This window comes from Streptomyces sp. NPDC000348, from assembly GCF_042898795.1.
Lineage (GTDB): Bacteria > Actinomycetota > Actinomycetes > Streptomycetales > Streptomycetaceae > Streptomyces.
Map to the genome: position 1 here is coordinate 190,771 of NZ_JBIAZD010000006.1, position 20,526 is coordinate 211,296.

At 71.3% G+C, this 20,526-nt stretch carries 10 protein-coding genes and 1 pseudogene; 7 read left to right on the forward strand and 4 right to left on the reverse strand.

Annotation, left to right across the window (positions count from 1 at the left end; all coding sequences use genetic code 11):
• The first annotated feature begins 109 nt into the window (after positions 1-109).
• A pseudogene (locus ACFY3N_RS14650) lies at positions 110-2,646 on the forward strand (DUF4357 domain-containing protein).
• A 104-nt stretch (positions 2,647-2,750) separates the two neighbouring features.
• On the opposite strand, the gene ACFY3N_RS14655 reads toward ACFY3N_RS14650, so the two are convergent.
• From ACFY3N_RS14655 to ACFY3N_RS14670, 4 genes are all read right to left on the reverse strand, one after another.
• Positions 2,751-3,641, reverse strand: a complete 891-nt coding sequence (locus ACFY3N_RS14655; protein WP_390817026.1) for a C40 family peptidase — start codon at positions 3,639-3,641, stop codon at positions 2,751-2,753.
• Between the two features lie 152 nt (positions 3,642-3,793).
• Positions 3,794-7,612 (reverse strand): helix-turn-helix domain-containing protein, encoded by a 3,819-nt coding sequence (locus ACFY3N_RS14660; RefSeq protein ID WP_390817027.1) that lies wholly within the window; start codon positions 7,610-7,612, stop codon positions 3,794-3,796.
• Positions 7,613-7,875: 263 nt separating this feature from the next.
• On the reverse strand, positions 7,876-8,322 hold the full coding sequence (locus ACFY3N_RS14665; protein WP_390817028.1) for a peptidase inhibitor family I36 protein: 447 nt from the start codon (positions 8,320-8,322) through the stop codon (positions 7,876-7,878).
• Positions 8,323-8,446: 124 nt separating this feature from the next.
• Positions 8,447-9,367: a hypothetical protein gene (locus ACFY3N_RS14670; protein WP_390817029.1), complete on the reverse strand. Its 921-nt coding sequence runs from the start codon at positions 9,365-9,367 to the stop codon at positions 8,447-8,449.
• Between the two features lie 576 nt (positions 9,368-9,943).
• On the opposite strand from ACFY3N_RS14670, the gene ACFY3N_RS14675 reads away from it, so the two are divergent.
• The 6 genes from ACFY3N_RS14675 (at position 9,944) to ACFY3N_RS14700 (ending at position 20,492) form a co-directional block, all read left to right on the forward strand.
• Positions 9,944-12,721 carry a glycosyl hydrolase gene (locus tag ACFY3N_RS14675; protein ID WP_390817030.1) on the forward strand — a complete coding sequence of 926 codons (2,778 nt, stop codon included), beginning with the start codon at positions 9,944-9,946 and terminating at the stop codon, positions 12,719-12,721.
• A 395-nt stretch (positions 12,722-13,116) separates the two neighbouring features.
• On the forward strand, positions 13,117-14,235 hold the full coding sequence (locus tag ACFY3N_RS14680; protein ID WP_390817031.1) for a WD40 repeat domain-containing protein: 1,119 nt from the start codon (positions 13,117-13,119) through the stop codon (positions 14,233-14,235).
• A gap of 99 nt (positions 14,236-14,334) precedes the next feature.
• On the forward strand, positions 14,335-14,496 hold the full coding sequence (locus ACFY3N_RS14685) for a hypothetical protein (protein WP_390817032.1): 162 nt from the start codon (positions 14,335-14,337) through the stop codon (positions 14,494-14,496).
• 141 nt (positions 14,497-14,637) lie between these two features.
• Positions 14,638-19,182, forward strand: coding sequence for a DUF6531 domain-containing protein (locus tag ACFY3N_RS14690; protein WP_390817033.1), 4,545 nt, complete (start codon positions 14,638-14,640; stop codon positions 19,180-19,182).
• 47 nt (positions 19,183-19,229) lie between these two features.
• Positions 19,230-19,829 carry a hypothetical protein gene (locus ACFY3N_RS14695; protein ID WP_390817034.1) on the forward strand — a complete coding sequence of 200 codons (600 nt, stop codon included), beginning with the start codon at positions 19,230-19,232 and terminating at the stop codon, positions 19,827-19,829.
• Positions 19,830-19,982: 153 nt separating this feature from the next.
• Complete coding sequence (locus tag ACFY3N_RS14700; protein WP_390817035.1) at positions 19,983-20,492, forward strand: hypothetical protein; 510 nt, start codon at positions 19,983-19,985, stop codon at positions 20,490-20,492.
• Positions 20,493-20,526 lie beyond the last annotated feature (34 nt).

The following is a 20,526-nucleotide window of genomic DNA, read 5'->3' on the forward strand; positions in this document are numbered from 1 at the left end:
GGCCCTCTCGTCATCGGGGACCGGCCCACTGATGCCGGCGTCGCAGCAGGATCGTCCGTGTCTGCCAGTACGCTGCAGACGGATCGACCAGCAGGTGCGAGAGGGTCTCCTGGCCGACGAATATCCGGAGTTCCGGCTCCGGCTGCCCAGTGGTGACGGCATCGACCGGGCACGCGGAGTGCTCCTGGACGAAACGGGCACCAACGGCAGCCGGAAGTTCCTCGTTCGGGCCGGTTCTCCGGCGCGGGATCATGTGATGCCCTCGCTGGGCAAGCATTTCAGAGCACCGACCAAACGCCGTGAGGAGCTCCGGGCACAGGGCTTGCTGGTGCCGTCGGTGCGCCGGCCCGGCTGGCTGGAGCTGACCGAGGACGTGGTGTTCGGCTCCCCCCTCCTTCGCCGCCGTCGTGCTGGTCGGAGCGCCGCGCAACGGGTGGGAGGAGTGGCGGACCGAGGACGACAGACCCCTGTCCGACTTCATGTCCGGGGTGTGGGCGGGTCCCCGTCGGACCTGGCTCGTACGCGGCTCCAACGTCACCGGTCTGGACCTGGTCCAGCGCCTGTGGCTGCCCGAGGGACGCGTCACCCTGGCCGCCTCCCGTCTGCGGCAGGGCGTTCGGCAGGGCGTCAGCAAGGACGAGCTGCGCACCCTGGTCCAGGAGGACTACGAGTCGACCGCCACGTACAGCCAGCGACAGCAGCTCGTGGAGGACCTCCACGCCTTCCTGTCGCGCATGAAGCCCGGCGACACCGTGTGCACGATCTCCGGCAGCCGGCTCTACGTCGGCGAGGTCACCGGTGAGGCCGAGCAGACCGAGTCCGAAGACCGCCGTTCCAATCTGCGGCGTCCCGTCGAATGGCAGCCGACCGGTTTCCCGTACGACGACCTGCCTGAGGAACTGCAGCAGAAGCTGTCGATCCAGCACGACGTCGTCGACCTCTCCTCCGTGCAGGCGCACGTCGAGGGCCTCGGCCTCACCGACCAGGAACTCGCCGAGGAGGCCCAGGCGACGGAGCGGGATCCCAGCGTGGAGATCCCCGCGCTCGCCGCCCGGCGCGAACTAGAACTTCCCGAGCCCCCACATGCGTTGGCGGCAGAACTGCTCGTCCACGACGTGGCGTGCTGCGCGAGGTGCGCGACCTGCTCTGGGACGAGCGGCAGCTCGTGTTCTACGGTCCGCCCGGCACCGGCAAGACCTACCTCGCTCTCAAGCTCGCCGAGTTCCTGGGCGGCGGCCCCGAACAGGTCAAGCTCGTGCAGTTCCACCCCTCCTACTCCTACGAGGACTTCTTCGAGGGGTTCCGGCCGCAGGAGGACCCGGAGACCCGTGAGGTGGCGTTCCGGCTCACCGCCGGGCCGCTGCGCGAGCTCGCCGACCTGGCGTCCCGCGAGGGCAACCGCACCCGGGTCCTGCTCACGACGTACACCAACGCCCTGGCTGCGGCCCTGCGCGAGAACCTGTCGCTGCTCCTGGACGGCGACGGGGAGTTGCTGGAGCGGGTGGACGTGACCACGGTCAACGCCTACGCGCACGGCGTCGTGGCCCGTCTCGACGGCAGGGCCCCGCGCCCGTCGGCGACCGCGAGGAGCGGCAGGTGTGGCAGCGGGTGGTCAAGAAGCTCGGGCTGCCGTGGACCGAGCAGTTCCTCGCCCAGGAGTACCGGCACGTCGTCCTCGCGCAGGATCTGCGCACGGTGGACGACTATCTCGCGGCTTCGCGGCGCGGCCGGGGCAGCGCGCTGTCCCCGAGCAGGCGGGAGCAACTGTGGCCCGCGGTCGAGCTGTTCGAGACGATGCTGCGTGAGCGGAAGGGGACGACGTACCTGAAGGTGTGCGCGCGGGCGGCCGAGTTGCTGGCGGCGTCGTCACCCACGCACGACCATGTAGTGGTGGACGAGGCGCAGGATCTGCATCCCGCTCAGTGGCGGGTGCTACGGGGCGCGGTGGCTCCCGGCAGCGACGACCTGTTCCTCACGGGCGACCCGCACCAGCGCATCTACGACTCGAAGGTCTCCCTCGGTTCACTGGGCATCGCGGTGACCGGGCGCACCCACCGGCTGCGGCTCAACTACCGCAGCACGGAGGAGATCCTGACCTGGTCCACCGGCCTGCTGAGCCCGGTGACGGTGGAGGACCTGGGCGGCGACGGCCACGACACACTGGCCGGCTACCGCTCGCTGCTGCACGGACGCAGACCGCACACGGCGGGGCACGGGTCGGAGCAGGAGGAGGTCACGGCGCTCGTCGCGCGTGTCCGGGACTGGGTCGCGCAGGGCATCCGGCCCGCGGAGATCGGCGTGTGCGCCCGGTTCAACGTCCTGCTCGACAAGGCGTACGACAAGCTCGCCGCGGCCGGGGTGCCGGTGGTCCGGGTCAGGGACAACCCGGGCGCCGATGTGGACGGGGTGCGGCTCGCCACCATGCACGCCATGAAGGGGCTGGAGTTCCGGTGCGTCGCGGTGCTCGGTGTGACCGCCGGTGCGCTGCCGTTCGGCCGGGAGGTGACTCCGGCCTCCGTGGACGCCCTGCAGCACGAGTCGGATCTGCTGCGGGAGCGGTGCCTGCTGTTCGTGGCGTGCACGAGGGCGAGGGAGGCGCTCGCGGTGTCGTGGAGCGGGACCGCGAGCCCGTTCCTCCTCCACTGAGGCCCGATACGGGAGACCGCCGCCTCCCGCGAGACGGCGGTCGCACTCGTGTTGTCCGTGCCCCGGGCACCGTCCGCTTCGGAACGGCCCCCGGCGCCGGCCCGTCACGATGCCGGTGGCACCGTCGTCCCGCAGTCGGGCACGCCGTCCAGCCACGCCGGTCCCTTGATGTAGATGTTGGTCACCCACGCCCTGTAGTCCGGCAGGTACGACCACACGTCGTTGGTGTAGCCCTCGGCGGTGACCCGCTCGGCGTGCTTCTGGCACTGGACGCGGATGGTGGTGGAGTACGGGAAGGCGTAGACGCGGGCGGCGCCGAGGGAGGGTTCGGCCTTGGTCCACACGTCGGTGCCCCACGTCTGGTGGATGTGACCGGTGACCGACCCGGTGTCGACGCGGACGGCGCCGAAGTAGTCGCCGCCCAGGCGGACGTCGCTGACCATGAGCCTGGTGCCGGACTCCCTGGCCTCGACCATCCTGCCCGCGCCCAGGTAGAGGGCGATGTGGTGCAGGTCCCGCGAGGTGCCCCAGGCGAGCAGGTCGCCCGGGACCAGCGGGGCCAGGCCCTGGGCGGCGGTGAAGCGGGCGGCGGCGCGGTGCGTGTAGTACTGCTGACTGGCGACGCCGTCGAGGATGTCGGAGCCCGCCGCCTCGGCGTACGCGTGGCGGACCAGGCCCGAGCAGTCGAAGCCGAACCGTTCGGGGTCGTGCTCGCTGTCCGGGTCGGTCGGGTCGACCTGGCCGTACGTGGGTCCCGGCCGGGCGCCGTGCCCGCCGCCCCACGTGTACCAGGTGCCGGCCGCGACCTCGGCGCAGGCGGCGGCGATCGCGCGTTCGGCCGCCGTGGAGGCTCCGGGCGCGAGGACGCCGCACGCCTCGGCGGAGGCGCGCTGTACGGGCGCCCGGGTGTTCGCGGCGGCCGCGGAAACCGGCGCGCAGAGGAGGAAGGCGAGTAAGACGGTCAGTGTGCGGATGAGATCGGTCCGGCGGACCATGCCAGGACCCCCGTTTCCTGTGGTCGTCGAAAGAGGTGGTCGCTCAGGAGCCTGCCGACCGTGCCCCGCGCCTGTCGAGGAACCGGGTGTCGCCTCCCGTCGACGGGCAACGGGAAACACCCGGGAAACCCCTCGGAGCAGGTGAGTCGCCGTCACCCCCGGCCGGTGCAGGGCGTCCCGTCGGAGAGGGGGACGCCGGGCAGGAGCCTCGCGCGCGCGGCCGCGTCGACGCTCGCGCCCAGCCGGCAGATCCGCTCCAGCCGGGCCCCGGGATCGAGGTCCCACAGCCGTGCGGTGCCGTCCGTGCCGGCGCTGGCCACCGTGCGCCCGTCGGGAGCGAACGTCACGCTCCACACCGCGTCGGTGTGGCCCGTCAGCGTCGCCCACGGACGCCGTCCGGCGACGTCCCACAGGCGCACCGTACGGTCGTTGCCGCTGCTGGCGAGCGTGCGGCCGTCGGGGGCGAAGGCGATGCCGCGGGTGGAGCCGGTGTGGCCGGTCAGGACGGCCTCCGAGCGGCGTTCGCGGACGTTCCACAGCCGTACGGTGCCGTCGTTGCCGCTGCTGGCCAGCGTCCGCCCGTCAGGGGTGAAGGCCACGCCGCGCACCGCGCCGGTGTGGCCTTCCAGCGTGCCGAGCGGGCGGTGCGAGGGGACGTCCCAGAGCCGTACGGTCAGGTCGTCGGCGGCGCTGGCCAGGATCCGGCCGTCGGGGCTGAAGGCGACGCCGTTGGCGAAGTCCCGGTGGCCGGTCAGCGTCGCCAGCGGCGCGCGCTCCGCCACGTCCCACAGGCGGACCGTGCGGTCGGCGCCGGCCGAGGCGAGACTGCGGCCGTCGGGGGCGAAGGCGAGGGAGAAGACCTGCCCGGTGTGGCCGGTCAGGGTCGCCAGCGGTTCCCGCGCGGCCACGTCCCACAGCCGGATCGTGCCGTCGGAGCCCGCCGAGGCCAGGGTCCGCCCGTCGGGTGTGAAGGACACCGAGAAGACCGCCTCGGTGTGTCCCCGGAGCGTCGCCAGGAGCCGGCGCCGGTCCGCCTCCCACAGGCGTACCGTGTGGTCGGCGTCGGCGGTGGCCAGCAGTCGCCCGTCGGGGCTGTACCGGGCCTGCCAGACCTCCGTGAACGGGCGGGCCGTCAGCACCGGGCCGCCGAGGTTCCACAGGACCACGGACCGGTCGAAGCCGGCCGTGGCGAGCAGGGTGCCGTCGGAGGTCACGGCCGCCCCCATCACGTAGTCGGTGTGGCCGGCGAGCACGGCGGTCTGCCGGCCGCTGCGGACGTCCCACAGCCGGGTGGTCCCGTCGCCGACCGCGCCGACGACCGTGGCGCCGTCGTGCGTGTAGGCGACGGCGTTGATGTCGTCGCTGTTGCCGGTCAGCGTCGCGTCGAGCCGGCCGCCCCGCACGTCCCACAGCCGTACGGTCCGGTCGACGCCTCCGGAGGCCACCTCCCGGCCGTCCGGGGAGAACGCCGCGCCGAGCACTTCGTCGGTGTGCCCCTGGAGCACGGCGAGGGACCGGGCCCGGTCGGTGTCCCAGAGGCGCACCGTCCGGTCGGCTCCGGCGGAGACCAGGGTCCGGCCGTCGCGGGCGTGGTCCAGGGCGTTGACCGTCCCCCTGTGCCCGCTGAGGGAGGCGGTGAGGCGGGGGACGCGCGTGGTGTCCCACAACTGGACCGGCCCCCGCGCGGTCGCGACGGCGAGCCGGTGCCCACGGGGGTCGAAGGACAGTGCCCGGGCGCCCTCGGTGCTGTCGGCGAGCACGGCCTTCCGCCGGCGCCCGGCGATGTCCCAGAGACTCACGGGCCCGCGTGTCGACGTCGCCGCGAGGGTGCGGCCGTCGGGGCTGAAGGCGATCGAGCGGACGGGCCCGGACACGGTGAACACGGCGGTCGTGCGGCGGTCCGACACCCGCCGCAGGATCACCGTCCCGTCGGAACCGGCCGTCACCAGGGACCGGTTGTCCGGTGCGAAGACCACCGCGTTGACCGGTCCCCGGTGACCGCCCAGCCGGCCGGAGAAGGGCTGGGACTGCGTGCTCAGCAGCGCGCCGCGCGCCTCGGCGGTGGCGTGGGCCCGGTAGGCCTCCCCGGCCAGCAGCATCGACGCCTCCGGCTGGCCTCCGGCGAGCGACGCGGACCGCACGGCGAGCGCCTGGGAACGCGCGACGCGTTCCTGGTCGAGGGCGCTCTCGCGCTGCTGGTAGGCGAGGCCTCCGGCGGTCAGGGCGAGTCCCAGCAGGACGACGAGCGTGGCGAGCATCGACTGCCGGAGCCGGACCTGGCGTCTGGTCTGCCTCTCGTGGCCCTCCTGCTCGGCCAGGCTCGCCCGGAGGAACGCTTCTTCGCCGGGGCCGAGCCGGCTCCAGCCGTCCAGTTCGTCGGCCCAGGAGCGCACGGTGCTCAGCCGGGTGCCGCGGTACAGCGCGGACGGGTCGCGGCCTTCGCGCTCCCATTCGGCGGCGGCGTGCGCGAGTTGCTGGTGGAGGAGCAGCCCGGTGCGGTCGGCGTGGATCCAGTCGCGCAGCCGTGGCCAGGCGTGCAGCAGGGCCTCGTGGGTGATCTCGACCGTGTCGCTGTCCATGGTGACGAGCCGGGCCCGTACGAAGGCGTCGAGCGCGGCGGACGCGCCGTCCGCGTCGGCGAACTGCTCCATCAGGGCGGCGCCGCTCATCCGGCGGCGGGTCGCCCCGCCGCCGTCCGCGACGTACACCAGGCGGGACAGGACACGGCGGATCGTCTTCTGTTCGGCCGGGTACAGCCGGGCGAAGACGTTCTCGGCGGTCCGCGCGATCGCGCCCCGGATCCCGCCGGCCCGCTCGTACCCGGCGACGGTCAGCGCGGACCCCTCGCGCCGCTGCCAGGTGGCCAGCAGGGCGTGGGAGACGAGGGGGAGCACGCCGGAGGGTGTCACGTCGGCGCCGGAGCCGGCGTCCGCCCCGCCGTCCGGCGGTGGAGCGTCCTGCCCGTCGCGCAGTCCCGCGTCGCGCAGGAGCAGGGACACCAGGCCCGGCTGGAGGGTCAGTCCGGCGAGCCGTGCCGGTCGGGTGATGGACTCCCGCAGCTCCCCCACGGACATGGGCGGCAGCACGAACAGCCCGTCGGTGAGGACCGGGGCCAGTTCGGGAAGGTCCAGGCAGTGGCCGGTGAAGTCGGCCCGGACGCCGAGCACCACGACGGCGGAGCCGTGCGCGCTCTCCTCCGGCCGGGGGGCCGCCAGAGCGCAGAGCACCCGGACGAAGGAGCGCCGCTCGTCCTCGTCCGCGCAGAGGGTGAAGAGCTCCTCGAACTGGTCGACGATCAGCACCGGCCGGCAGGGCGGGGGCCGGCGTTCCCCGGGCGGCGACGGCGGGTCGCCCACCATCGCGCGTACGGCGTCCAGCACCGCGTCGGGATTCCCGCGGACCTCCTCGACGGTGACGGCGAGGTCCCCGCCCACCGCTTTCGCGGTGCGTTCCAGGAGTTCGTCCAGGGGCCGTGAGGTGGGGGTGAACGTCACCACCGGCCACCGGTCGGCGCCCGGCATGGGGAGGTCACCGCGCCGCAGGGCGGGCACCAGCCCTGCGTTGAGCAGGGACGACTTGCCCGCGCCCGAGGGGGCGACGAGCATCAGCGGGCCGCTTCCCACCCGTTCGAAGACCCGTTCCACCAGTGCGGCCGTCGCGCGCTCCCGGCCGAAGAACCAGTCCGCGTCCTGCGGGGTGAACGCCGACAGGCCCCGGTACGGAGACTTCCCGTCGGGCTGCCGCTCGGCGGTGGCGGCCTCGGCGCCGCTCGCGCCGACGGCGGGCGGTCCCTCCCGTACGAGCCTCAGCAACTCCCCCTCGGCGCCCAGTACTCGGTCACAGATGCGGGCGATGTCGGCGGTCGCCCGTTTCGTACCGGTCTCGATCTTGCTGAGGTAGCCCTTGCTGTAATGCGTCTGCCGCGCCAGGTCGGTCAGCGACAGGCCGCGTGCCTGTCTGAGGCGTCTCAATTCCGTGGGGAAGGAACGCGTGGCCGGCGCGGTCCGGTCCCGCTCGTTCCCGTGGTCGGCTTCGTGCCCGTGCTGCGGATCTCCCACGGGGTCCCCCATGCGGTGCGGCCGTGAGACGGTGGACGCCCAGGTTACTGCCGGAGGGGTAAGGGCGCCCGAACCTTTCACCCGGTATGACGAAAACGCGGATGTCCGGAACCATGGTGCGGTTCCGGACATCCGTTTCCCGTCGCATCCGTTTCCCGTCGCACGGACGGGACGGGTCAGGTCAGGAAGGCCCCGCAGGCGCTGCGGGCCACCCAACGGTGGGAGGAGATGGTGTCGTTGGCGTTGACCCCGTTGGTGAACCGGTTGTCGGTGAGGTTGTCGGCGTAGAGCTCGCCCGGTGCGAGGCAGGCGTGGCCGCCGCCGAAACCGGAGTTCTCGTAGAACGCGACGTGGTCGAGGCCACCGGTGAAGCCGCGGTTCATGACGGACGTCGCCCTGTCCTGCGAGCCGACCCACCAGTCGCTGTTGCCCGCGGTGCTGATCAGCTGGGCGCCCGAGCAGTCCAGGTTCTCCCAGGCGTACATGTAGCCGTTGCGCGGCCCCCACTTGCTGTCGCAGCCCGGTCCGGCGACGGTGTTCCCGGCCGCCTGCGAGGTGGCGGGTACGACGACGCCCAGGGCGGTGAGCCCGAGGAGGGCGGCCGTGACGGTGAACTTGCGCATGCTGTTTCCCCTCGTTTTCCTCTGCTGGTGTGGTGCGTTGGCGGTGGTGCGTCGGTGAGGGGGCGTACCGGGCCGGTGGCCCGGCGTGCCCTCACCGGGGCGGTGTCCGCCCGGGAGCGGGTGGTCAGTCCCGCTCCGGGACGATGCGCACCGCCCGGTCGTAGGCCCGCCGACCGAGGTGCCGGTAGGTGTCGATGTCCTCGCCGAACCGGTCGCGCAGGCGGTCCAGGTAGTACGTCTCCCGTGCCGTGGCCACGGCGCGCAGGGAGGTCTCGCGGGCGCAGGTCGCGTCGGCGACGGCGGTCGTCCGCTCGGCGGCGAACGCCTCGTCGGCGCGGGCCGCGCCCAGCCGGCCGGTGTCGGCCCGGACGGCTTCGCGGGCGGCCCGGGGATCCTCGTGGGGTCGGCCCGCCCTCTTCATGCACCGGGACCAGGCCCGTACCGCCGCGGTCAGGTGGCGGTCCTCCATCAGCTCCTCGCCATAAAGGGCGTTGAGGCCGGTGGCGATCCTGCCGGTGCGGTACCACTCGGCCGGGTCGCCGTAGAGCGCTCGCTCGGCCTCCTCCGTGCAGCCGCCGACGCGTTTGCGCGTCTCCCCTCCGCCCGGCAGCGACGCCGTGAGCATGTGGGCGCCGGCGCCGCCGTCGAGCGCGGTGTCGAAGGCGGCGCGCCGGGCCGGGGAGAGGCTCCGGCGGTAGGTTCCGTTGGGGTTGCGCTCGTGGACGCGCAGGCTCTTCGCTTCGATCCGGCTGCCGTACCCGTACGCACGGGCCCAGGCCACGTCGTCCTGCACGTAGCGCACCGGGCGGCTCTCCCGGAGCGTCAGGCCGCGGTCCTCCCAGTAGGTGAAGCCCCGACGGTCCATGCACTGCTTGGTCAGACGTTGTTGCGCGTCGGCGACGCGCAGTTCCTGCTGCCAGGTCAGCGCCGGGGGACGCGGGCGCGGATCCTGTCGTGCCCGGCTGTCGCCGCCGTCGCCGCCGTCGGCGCATCCGGCCGTGACGGCCGCCACGACCGCGCACAAGGACACGAGTGCACGCCTCATGAACCCCGCCTCCCTTCGCTGCCGCTTACCGATGGACCCAGAGTCGCCCCACTGCCGGCAGGGGTCGACGGGTTTCCCGTTGCCCTCCGGGCGGCCGACCGGGAAACAAGGCGTGAGCAGGTGAAACCCAGGGAGGGAGGCAACGCGGTGGGGACGGTGGACAGCGGCTCCCCACCCCGTCCACGGGGACGCGCCGGCACGGAAGCCGCCCGCAGGGCATGCGAGCCGTGCTTCCCGAAAGGAACAGCTCACCGAACCCGCGACGAACCGGAGGCCGCGAACCGTGGACGCGCCGGCAGTGTCCCGGTCCGATCCGTTCTCCGCGCCGGGCCGCCCCGCACCGGACCACGCTCTCACCACCGTTCGGGCCGCTCGGGCCGCTCGGGCCACCAGCGTGTCCGGGGTCCGAGCGGTCCCCTCCACCGGCCTCGGGCAAGACTCGAAGACATGACGGATCACGGGCCCGGCACCTGCCCGCCGCGTTCAATGTATTGACACGTGCATTACATGGGCTTTACGTTCCGGCCATCTGAGAGCGCTCTCAGACCTTCTTCCCGTCACGACCTGAGGTGACGCATGCCCTCCCCACGCACCAGATCCGCCACCGTTCTGCTGCTGGCCTCCGCCCTCGCCGCCGTCGGCCTGGGCCCGGCCGCCGTACCGGCGGCCGCCGCCACCGTCCCCGTAGGCTCCGGCAGTTACTCCGACACCCGGCCCTCCGGCACGTCGGGCCCCACCACCAACACGGGAACGCCGGTCACGCCCAAGCTGACCGCCGCCGCCAAGGACCGGCCCGTGCCCACCAACGACTGGTGGTCCTCCCTCGCCTTCCAGCGCTACGGCGACAACCCGTACTCGACCCCCATGTACGGGCACCCCCTCACCTACCAGGCCACGGCCGGCGGACTCGACGTCGGCTACCCGACGACCCCCGCGATCGTCGGTGACGGCCGCCAGTACGAGTACGCCCACAAGCGCGACCTCACCATCGGGCTGGCCGGCCTCAACTCCCCCGACACCAGGGCCGACGACTGGTCCGACTGGACGGTCACCCCCTACTGGTCCGACGGCGCCCGCACCCTGCGCACCACCATCGGCCACGGCTCCCCGTTCGTGTACGCCAAGGGCTCGGGCGGCAACGCCCAGATCACCACCGCCGGCGCGCCCACCGTCTTCGCCGACCAGGGCAACGTCCTCGGCATCACCGTCGCCGGGCACCACTACGCCCTCTTCGCACCGACCGGCAGCGACTGGAACGTCGCCGGTTCCACCGTCACCGCGGGTCTCGGCTCCAAGGACTACTTCTCCGTCGCCGTGCTGCCGTCCACCGGCGCCCTGGCCACCTTCAAGAAGTACGCCTACAGCTTCGTCACCGGCTCCAAGGTGACCTGGAACTACACCGGGGGCACCGTCGGGGCCACCTACACGCTCACCACCGAGGCGAAGGAAGGCACCGAGCGCGGCACGCTCCAGGCCCTCTACCGCCACCAGTGGCTGAACACCACGGACCCCCTCACCTCCTACACCTACGTCTCACCGCGCGGCACCATGAAGGTCCGCGAGTCGGCCTCCTTCACCACGAGCCAGAAGGCCTCCGCGGTGCTGCCCTCACTGCCCAAGTCGAACGGCGTGGACACCGCCCGGCTGCGCGGGTACCTGAACGAGGTCGTGAACGCCTCCGACCCCTTCTCCGGAGCCACCGACACCTACTGGACCGGCAAGGCCCTCGGCCGCCTCGCCCAACTCGTCCCGGTGGCCGACCAGATCGGCGAGACCGCCGTCCGCGACAGGCTGCTCGGCCTGATGAAGGGCAGGCTCCAGGACTGGTTCACGGCGGGAGGCGCGAACGAGTTCAGCTACGACAAGGACTGGAAGACGCTCACCGGCTACCCCGCCTCCTACGGCAGCGACACCGAACTCAACGACCACCACTTCCACTACGGCTACTACGTCTACGCGGCGGCGATCGTCGCCCAGTACGACCAGGCGTGGGCGGCCGACTCCGCCTGGGGCGGCATGGTCGAGACCCTCGTGCGGGACACCGCCAACCCCAGCCGGACCGACACCGCCTTCCCCTTCCTGCGCGGCTTCGACGTCTACGCGGGCCACAGCTGGGCCTCCGGGCACCAGGGCTTCGCCGCCGGCAACAACCAGGAGTCCTCCTCCGAGTCCACCAACCTCAGCGCGGCCCTCGTCCTGTGGGGCTCCGCCACCGGCGACACCTCGCTGCGCGACCTCGGCACCTTCCTGCTGACCACCGAGTCGGAGTCGATCGCCCAGTACTGGTTCGACGCCGACGAGCAGGTCTTCCCGTCCTCGTTCGGCCACGACACGGCCGGCATGGTGTGGGGCAGCGGCGCCGCCTACGCCACCTGGTGGACCGCCAATCCCGAGGAGATCCACGGCATCAACGTCCTGCCCGTGACCGGCGGTTCGCTCCACCTCGGCGGCGAGAAGGCCGCGATCCGGCGCAACATCGCCGAGATGGAGCGGGAGAACGGCGGTCCGGCCGTCGAATGGCGCGACATCCTCTGGGAGTTCCAGTCCTTCGCCGACCCCGGTACGGCCAAGGCGAAGTGGGACGCGGGCCACGCCGGCTACACCCCGGAGGAGGGGGAGTCGAAGGCGCACACCTACCACTGGCTCACCACCCTCGACACCCTCGGCGCCCCGGACGCCACCGTGACCGGTGACATCCCCACCTCCGCCGTCTTCACCAAGGGGACGACCCGGACCTACGCGGCCCACAACCACGGACCGACGGCCCGCACCGTCACCTTCTCCGACGGCAAGACCCTCTCCGTACCGGCGCGTTCCACCGCGACCGGCACCGGGAGCGGTTCGGGAGACCCCGACCCCGACCCGGAACCGCCGACCGGCAACACCTTCCAGCTGCGCAGCGGTGGCGCCCTGACCACGGCGACCGGCGGCACGGCGGGCAGCGACACCATCGCCTCCGCCGGTGGCGCCAACCACGACGGCACCCCGTACCAGCCCCTCGTCTACGAGGTACGCGGCGTGAACGGCACGCTCACCCCGGGCGCCCAGACCGCCTTCCGCCTCCAGGTGGACGCGGGCGGCGCGGTCGGGCTGGGCCAGCAGGCCCGGATCAGCTACGACTTCACCGGCGACGGCAGCTTCGACCGGACCGAGACGTACCACTACTTCGCGACCGACCCGGTCACCGGATGGGAGGAGTACACGCAGGCCCGCGGCCTCAAGGCGTCCACGGGCACACCGGGCGACCTCAAGGGCGGCACCGTACGCCTCGAGGTGTGGAGCGCCATCGGCAACGGCACCTCGAAGCTCCAGACGGGCACGGACAAGTCCGTACTGGTGATCCCCTACGGCTGAGCCGTCGAAAGCGGTGCGGCGGGGACCGGCGTCCGGCCGGTGCCCGCCGCACGGTACCGCCGGCTCCCGTGGGACTGTGAATCGTTCGATGCAACTCCCGATCATGGAAGATCCATCGCTGGCCAGGGAGAACGTGGCCGGCTCCGGGGCTGGCGAGTCCGTGGAGGCGGTGCCGGCGAAGGCCGCGGACGATCAGTTGATCGACGAACTGGTGGGCCTGCGGCATGGCTCGCTGCGAGGCGGGTCGTCGCGGAGCGGACCGGCTCTCACACGGCCGGTACCGCGCCGCTGAATACGTCATGTGTCGCATTGACCTCACAGGACCGTCACGGTTGCATGCTTGTGGTCCTCCGGTGGGGAGCCGGAGGAGGGACCGTGTCCTTCCTGGGGGGAAAATGAGGAGAAACGCGAACCGGAGCACCACCGGACGTGTGCGGGCCGCGCTGAGCGCGGTGGCCGCGGTCTGCGTGGTCACGGCGGCGCTGCCGGCGGCCGCCTCGGCCGAGCCCACGGCCGTGGCGGGCGGCGCGGCCGACGGCGGAGCCGGTGTCGAGAGGATCAGCGTGGCGGCCGACGGCGCCCAGGCCGACGACGACTCCGCCGGCGCCTCGATCACGCCCGACGGCCGCCGCATCGTCTTCTCGTCGTCGGCGACGAACCTCACGTCCGACGGCACGACGGGAGGCGACCGGGTGTACGTCCGCGACCAGCGGACGAGGCGGACCGAGCGGCTCGGGGCCCTGTCCCCGCTCGAGCCCCCGGTGATCAGCGGTGACGGGGAATACGTCGCCTATTCGGCGCGGTGGTTCAACGACGTGCGGATTCGCCTGGACCAAGTGAGCACGGGAAGGGAGATCTCCGTCAACTGCCTCTACAGCTGCAGCCAGTCGTCGCTGAGCGCGGACGGCCGCCACATCGCCCATGCCGTCGTCTCCCCCAGGCAACCGTCGTTCGGCCAGCGCATCGAGGTTCAGGACTGGAACGCCAACGCCAAGGAGACCGTCGCCGCGCTCGGTCACACCCTGCCGTCCCGGCCGTCCATCAGCGGCGACGGCCGCCATGTCGCCTACCAGGACGGCCAGGCGGAGGACATCCTCGTGTGGGACCGGACCGGCGGCACCACCTCCGGCCCGATCGAAGGCCCGGCCGAGGGGGCGACGCTCGTCCAGCTCAGCGACGACGGCAGCAAGGTCGTCTACCTCTCGGGTTCCGACACCTACGTCCACGACATGAGCTCGGGCACCGCCCAACTGGTGGCGGACGTACGGGGTGTGGCCATCGATCCCACCGGCCGCCATCTGCTGTACACCCCGCACGACACGAACGGGCCGTCGCTCATGCTGCGCGACCTGCGGACGGGCACCGACGAGATCGTCTCGGACCAGCCCGCCTCGGCCGGGACCGACGCGGTCAGCACCGGTGGGCGCGACGTGGTCTTCCAATCCGCGGCCGACGACATCGTGCCCGGTGACACCAACGGCACGTCGGACGTCTTCGTCCGCCGCTTCTACTGACCGCGCCGGACACCACGCTCTCCGGGTTCCCCGTCGCTCCCGCGTTCGTGCGGGAGCGACGGGGACCCGGTGCGCAGCGCGTCCGTCATCCTGCGTTCGGTGGCGACGAAGGACGAGTCAACAGTCCGGACCGTGCCCCAGGTGCCGGTCAGCCGTCTCTTCTTTCTGCTCGGTTACAGCTTCGATCCCGCCGGTGACGAGATCGAGAGCTGGATGCTCTGGCCCGAGGATCCGACAACCGTGCCATACCTCCATCCATAGGGGTTCTGGGAGTGGCCGGCTGATCGGACGGGCGGTCGGTGACGCGACTGGACCGTACCGATCTTTCGTCGAACTGTCGTGCTGTGTAGGTTCGCTTGTACATACGGATGTTGACGAGGTGTGGGTGGCGGGGGTTGCGGGATGGTGGGTCATCGGCCGAGTGATTGGCATGTCCTTGACCTGGACAAGGACCCGACCCCCGGCGACCCGCAGCGGGTGCGCACCCTGGCCAGGGTCCTGCACGACTTCGCCGACGACGTCTCCGAGGCGCTGCGCCTGGTGAAGGGGATGGCCGGTGAGGGGACGTTGGCGGAGTGGGCGGGCAAGTCGGCCGAGGTGTTCAAGGAGGAGTTCTCCGGGGTTCCGAAGAACCTGCGGAAGCTGGAGAAGTCGTACGCGCTGTGCGGGGACGCGCTCGCCGACTACTGGCCGAAGCTGGAGCGCGCCCAGGCCCTCGCCGACAGGGCGCTGGCCAAGGCGCGCGAGGCGCGCGCCGACCTCACCTCGGCGCAGTCGAAGCTCACTTCGGCGGAGTCGTGGGTGGGCCGGGCGACGAAGGAGGCCGACAAGTACAAGGACGACCCCACGGGTTCGAAGTCGGACGCGGACCAGCCGGACGAGGCGAAGGTGCGGGCGGCGACCCGGGACGTGCGGAGCGCCAGGTCCGCCCAGGACAAGGCGCAGTCGGACGTGTCCGCGGCGCAGGGCGCGCTCGCGGCGGCGAAGAAGATGGCCGCCGACGCGCGCACGATGCGTGAGGAGGCCGCGCGGGACGCCAGGTCGAAGATCGACGAGGCCTCCGACGCCGGCATCCGGAACCGCTCCTGGTGGGAGGAGATCGGCGACTGGTTCACCGACAACTGGGACAGCATCGTCGCCGCCTGCAAGATCGTCGTCGCGGTCGTCGGCATCGTCGCGATGATCATCGGCGGGCCCATCCTCGGCGCGATCGTTCTGATCGCCGCACTCGTCGTCCTCGCCGACACCCTCTACAAATACAGCAAAGGCCAGGCGTCCCTGTGGGACGTGGGACTGGCCGCGCTCGACTGCATACCCGGCATGAAGGGCCTCACCACCCTCGGCGGACTCGCCAAGGGCCTCAAGGCGTTCGGCAAGACCGGACTCAAGGGCATGGCCCTCGGGGTCCAGGGACTGGGCAGGAGCACCAGTGCCCTGGGCCGGCAGATGAAAAAACTCGTCACGCGTGGCGACCCGGTCGATCTGGCCACCGGAGAGATGGTCATGTCCGCCACGGACGTGACGCTGGACGGTGTACTGCCGTTGTCCCTGGAGCGGCACCACCGGAGCCGCACGCGCAGCGGCCGCCTCCTGGGGCCCAGTTGGACCTGCACGCTCGACCAGCGACTGGTGCTGGACGCCGAGGGGGTACGGTTCGCGACGGACGACGGCATGGTGCTGCACTACCCCGTCCCGGACGCGGATGCCCCGGTTCTGCCCGTCACCGGGCCTCAATGGCCGTTGAGCTGGGACGGCACCGCCGAGGGCGAGATGGTCGTGTTCCGGACCGAAACGGGGCACCATATGCACTTCCGTCCCCTGCCCGGGCGCTCGGCCGCCGAACTGCCCCTCGCATCGATCCGCGACCGCAACGGCAACACCATCGACGTGACCTACCGGGCGGACGGCACGCCCGAGGAGATCGTCCATCACGGCGGCTACCGCATCGGCGTGACCTGCGAGAACAAAAGAATCACCGAGCTCGCACTGCGGAGCCACCCCGAACAGCCGACCCTGGTCCGGTACGGCTACGACAACCGCGGCAACCTCTCCGCCGTGTACAACTCCTCCGGCCTGCCTCTCCGGTTCGCCTACGACGACAACAGGCGCATCACTCGCTGGGAGGACCGCAACGACATCTGGTACCGCTTCGAGTACGACGGGAGCGGCCGCTGTGCAGCCGGCCAAGGCAGGGACGGGTTCCTCGACTACACCTTCACCTACGACGACCTTGCCCGTCGTACGGTCGCCGTCGACTCGCTGGGACGCACCACGCACTACCGGTTCAACGACGCCTACCAGCTCGTCCAGGAGACCGACGCGCTCGGACACACGGTCGTCCAGGAGTGGGACGACCGGGACCGTCTGATCCGCCGTACCGACCAGCTCGGGCGGGTTCTGCACCTGGAATGGGACGAGGCGGGACGGCTGACGTCCGTGCGGCTGCCCGACGGCTCCGCTTCGACGATCCGCTACAACGACCTGGGACTTCCGGCCGAAGTCACCGAGTACGACGGCGCGGTCCTGCGGCAGGAATGGGACGAGCGCGGAAACTGCGTCTCGGTGACCACCGCGGACGGCGCCACCACCAGGTTCATCCGCGAGCCCTCGGGCGCACTGGCATCCCTCACGGACGCCGACGGCGCCGTGTACCGCTTCACCAACAACGCGGCCGGGCAGCCGACCTCCGCGGTCGACCCCCTCGGCGCTGTGATCACCTATGCGTACGACCCCTTCGGACGCAACAGTGTCGTCACCGACCCTCTGGGCGGGGAGATATGTCGCACCTGGTCCACGGAGGGCCTGCTCACCTCGCTGACGGACGCGGACGGCACGTCGGAGTGCTGGACGTACGACGGTGAAGGAAACCAGATCAGCCACACGGACAAGTTGGGGCGCACCACCCGTTTCACCTACGGCGCCTTCGACGTGCTCACCTCACGCACGACACCGGACGGTGTCCGGCACACCTTCACCCACGACACCGAGCTACGACTGTTGCAGGTGGCCGACTCGCGCGGACTGACCTGGGACTACCGCTACGACCCGGTGGGCAACCTGGTCTCGGAGACGGACTTCGACGGGCGGACCATTACCTATGCCTACGACGCCGCACGCCAGTTGATGAGCCGAACGAACGCGGTCGGGCAGACGGCCGTCCATTCCTACGACGCGGTCGGGAACCGGACGGCGTCGGAACTCGACGGCCGTGTCACCACCTACCGGCACGACCGGGCCGGCCGCCTCGTCCACGCGGTCGGGCCCGACGCCACACTCTCGTACGCCTACGACGGGACGGGGCGGGTGACGGTTGAGAGCGTCGACGGGCGGGTCCTCACCACGGTCCACGACGCCGTGGGCCGTCCGGTCACCCGGACCACTCCGAGCGGCACCGTCACCAGGTACGCCTACGACGGAGCCGGCCGGCGCACCGCCCTCGCCACCGCCGGCCGCACCCTGACCTTCACGCGTGACCACCTGGGGCGTGAGACCGGCAGGAGGTTCGACACCGGCCTCGCCCTCACGTCGAGCTGGGACGCCGGGGACCGTCTGACCGTCCAGGAACTGACCGCCGCGGGACGTACGCGCCCCGTGACGCACCGGTCCTACACCTACCGGCCGGACGGCCACGTGACCGCACTCGCCGAGGGCTGGTCCGGGCGCCGCACCTTCGACCTCGACCCCGCCGGCCGCGTACTCACCGTGCGCGCGGAGGGGTGGACCGAGTCCTACGCCTACGACGCGCACGGCAACCAGACCCGGGCCTCCTGGCCGGACCGATACCCCGCGCAGGAAGGCCGGGGCGGACGTGTCCACCAGGGCGATCGCGTCCTGCGCGCGGGCGGGATCCACTACGAGTACGACGCGGCGGGCCGGGTCGTCCTGCGCCGCAGGACGCGACTGTCCCGTAAGGCCGACATCTGGCGTTACACCTGGGACGGCGACGACCGGCTCACTTCGGTCGTGACACCCGACGGCACGGTGTGGCGGTATCTCTACGATCCTCTCGGCCGGCGCGTCGCCAAACAACGGCTGGCGGCCGACGGGCGGACCGTGACCGAGGAGACCCGTTTCACCTGGGACGGCCCGCACCTGGTGGAGCAGGTCACGACTCGCACGGGATCGTCCGAGGTGTCCACGCTGACCTGGGAACGGGACGGCGTCCGACCGCTCGTCCAAACCGAGCGCGCCTCCCTCGCCGACGCTCCGCAGGACGTCGTCGACGAGCGCTTCTACGCCATCGTCACCGACCTCGTCGGCGCCCCGACCGAACTCGTCTCCGAGGCCGGTGAGGTCGCGTGGCGCGCGGACGCCACGCTGTGGGGTCTCATGGCGGACGAGGACGCCGGCGCCTCGACTCCACTGCGATTCCCCGGCCAGTACGCCGACGCCGAGTCTCAGCTCCACTACAACTTCATGCGGTACTACGACCCCGTCGCCGCCACCTACGTCAGCGCGGATCCGCTGGGACTGGACGCGGGCCCCAACCCCCGCGCTTACGCATCGAACCCGCTGACCTGGTTCGACTACCTGGGGCTTCTGACCTGTGCCGAGAACGCCGAACTGCTCGCGAAGAACCTCGCGAGGGAGGGACGGGCCAAGGGCCCGGGACAGGCTGCCGCCCACCTCGTCCCCTCCGGCATGAAGCGCAACAAGGCGGCGGATACGCGGGCTCTGCTGGAGAGGTACGGCGTCGACATCAATGACGCGGTGAACGGCATCCCACTCGGGCATCCACGGCCACACAACTTCACACACCGCAAGAGGTTCCTGCTCCGCCTCAACGCACAGCTCACCGACCTGACGGAGACAATGACGGAAGCCGGGTACGGCGCACGCGCCATTCGCGGTGCACTGCGCCAGGAACTACGCTCCATCGGGCAGCAGGTCGAAAAGGAACTGGCAGGAGGACAGCCAGGGCCTGGAGCGGTATGGACGGCACCATGAGGGAACAGGCCACATTCGACGCGACGACGAACACGGATGGTGACGCAATGGCCGAGACGTCGGAGAGGAGCCCGGCGGTGTACCGGCTTCTGCCGAGCCTGGCCGACTACCGGCAGCTCGACCCGAACCACTGGGATCTGCGTCAGCTCAAGCGCTGGCAACGTCTGGGGGCCGAGGAGGACCGGCCCGTCCGGTTGCGTGCCGATTGGATGGGAGAACGGCGTTGGCCCAAAGGTGACTTCGCCTCCGGTTATCCGGGCGCGCCCATGCTCAGCCGACACCTCATCGACCGGTTCGGAACCGATGCGCTGCGCACGGCCGGCAGCTTGGTGCCCGTTGAGATCGACGACTCGAAGGAGGACGAGTACTACCTCCTCCTCGTCGAGCAGGTGGTCGACTGCCTGGACCTGCGCAGGTCGTCGAAGCCGAAGAAGATGAACGGCGAGGTCAAGAAGGCGGTGTACCGCACGGACGCGCTTCCCGCGCACCTCCCGGCCTTCCGCTTGCCGCAGTTCCCCGGTGCCGTCCAGTGGAACGGCTGGGCGGTCGAGCGGCTGGTCGGTCTCACCGGCGACGAGATCGAGGCCCGGCTGCTCTGGTCCGGGGATCCGGCGGCCGTGCCGCATCCCGACCCGTGGGGCATCTGAGAGCGGTCGCCGGAGCGGTGCTGCTGCTCGCCCTGCGCCTGCCCTTCCACGGTCGCACAGAGATCTTCGAGAGCGTGCCCTTCCCCCAGTGGATGTGCTCGGCTGCCCGGTCGCCTTTCGCGTGCCAGGAAACAGAACGAGCGGGATGAGCACATGGTTGACGTGAGCGCGGAAGTGGCTCGGCTGGTCGAACTCGAAGAACTCGACGGTCCTGCGGTGGAATCGGTCCTCGCGGCGGCGGGCTGGTCGGGTGAGCGCAGGAATCCGTCGGCATCCTGGGCCACCACGTGGCGGCGTGACGACGCACATGCCTGGATCCAGGGCGACGGTCCGGTCGGCGTGGAGTTCACCCTGTGGTTCCGGGAAGTCGAGGATGACAGACCGGACCTGTACGCCTGGCTGGACGACCTCTACGCCGTCGCTGCCGCGAAGATTCCGGTTGTGGCGGCGCAACTCGGTTCCGGAAGCCTGGGTGAGCTGTTGGAGGAACCGGACGGTGAGATCGCGGACGCGGACTCCTACATCGAGTACCGCGCATGGAGCGTCATGGGCAAAGAGCTTCTCGTCGGAGTGAAGCAGGACGACACCGATACGCCAGTGCACCTGGTCGTGTCGCTTCGGAACCCCGGGGCTGATGACGAGACGTACGACGACTGGCTGTGAGGCGCATGAGGGATTTCGCCGGGGGCGCAGGGAG

Coding starts and splice junctions, on each gene's coding strand:
- ACFY3N_RS14680 (WP_390817031.1), top strand. CDS start 13,117: ATGAGGAGAAACGCGAACCGGAGCACCACCGGACGTGTGCGGGCCGCG.
- ACFY3N_RS14675 (WP_390817030.1), top strand. CDS start 9,944: ATGCCCTCCCCACGCACCAGATCCGCCACCGTTCTGCTGCTGGCCTCC.
- ACFY3N_RS14690 (WP_390817033.1), top strand. CDS start 14,638: ATGGTGGGTCATCGGCCGAGTGATTGGCATGTCCTTGACCTGGACAAG.
- ACFY3N_RS14665 (WP_390817028.1), bottom strand. CDS start 8,322: ATGCGCAAGTTCACCGTCACGGCCGCCCTCCTCGGGCTCACCGCCCTG.
- ACFY3N_RS14670 (WP_390817029.1), bottom strand. CDS start 9,367: ATGAGGCGTGCACTCGTGTCCTTGTGCGCGGTCGTGGCGGCCGTCACG.
- ACFY3N_RS14655 (WP_390817026.1), bottom strand. CDS start 3,641: ATGGTCCGCCGGACCGATCTCATCCGCACACTGACCGTCTTACTCGCC.
- ACFY3N_RS14695 (WP_390817034.1), top strand. CDS start 19,230: ATGGCCGAGACGTCGGAGAGGAGCCCGGCGGTGTACCGGCTTCTGCCG.
- ACFY3N_RS14700 (WP_390817035.1), top strand. CDS start 19,983: ATGGTTGACGTGAGCGCGGAAGTGGCTCGGCTGGTCGAACTCGAAGAA.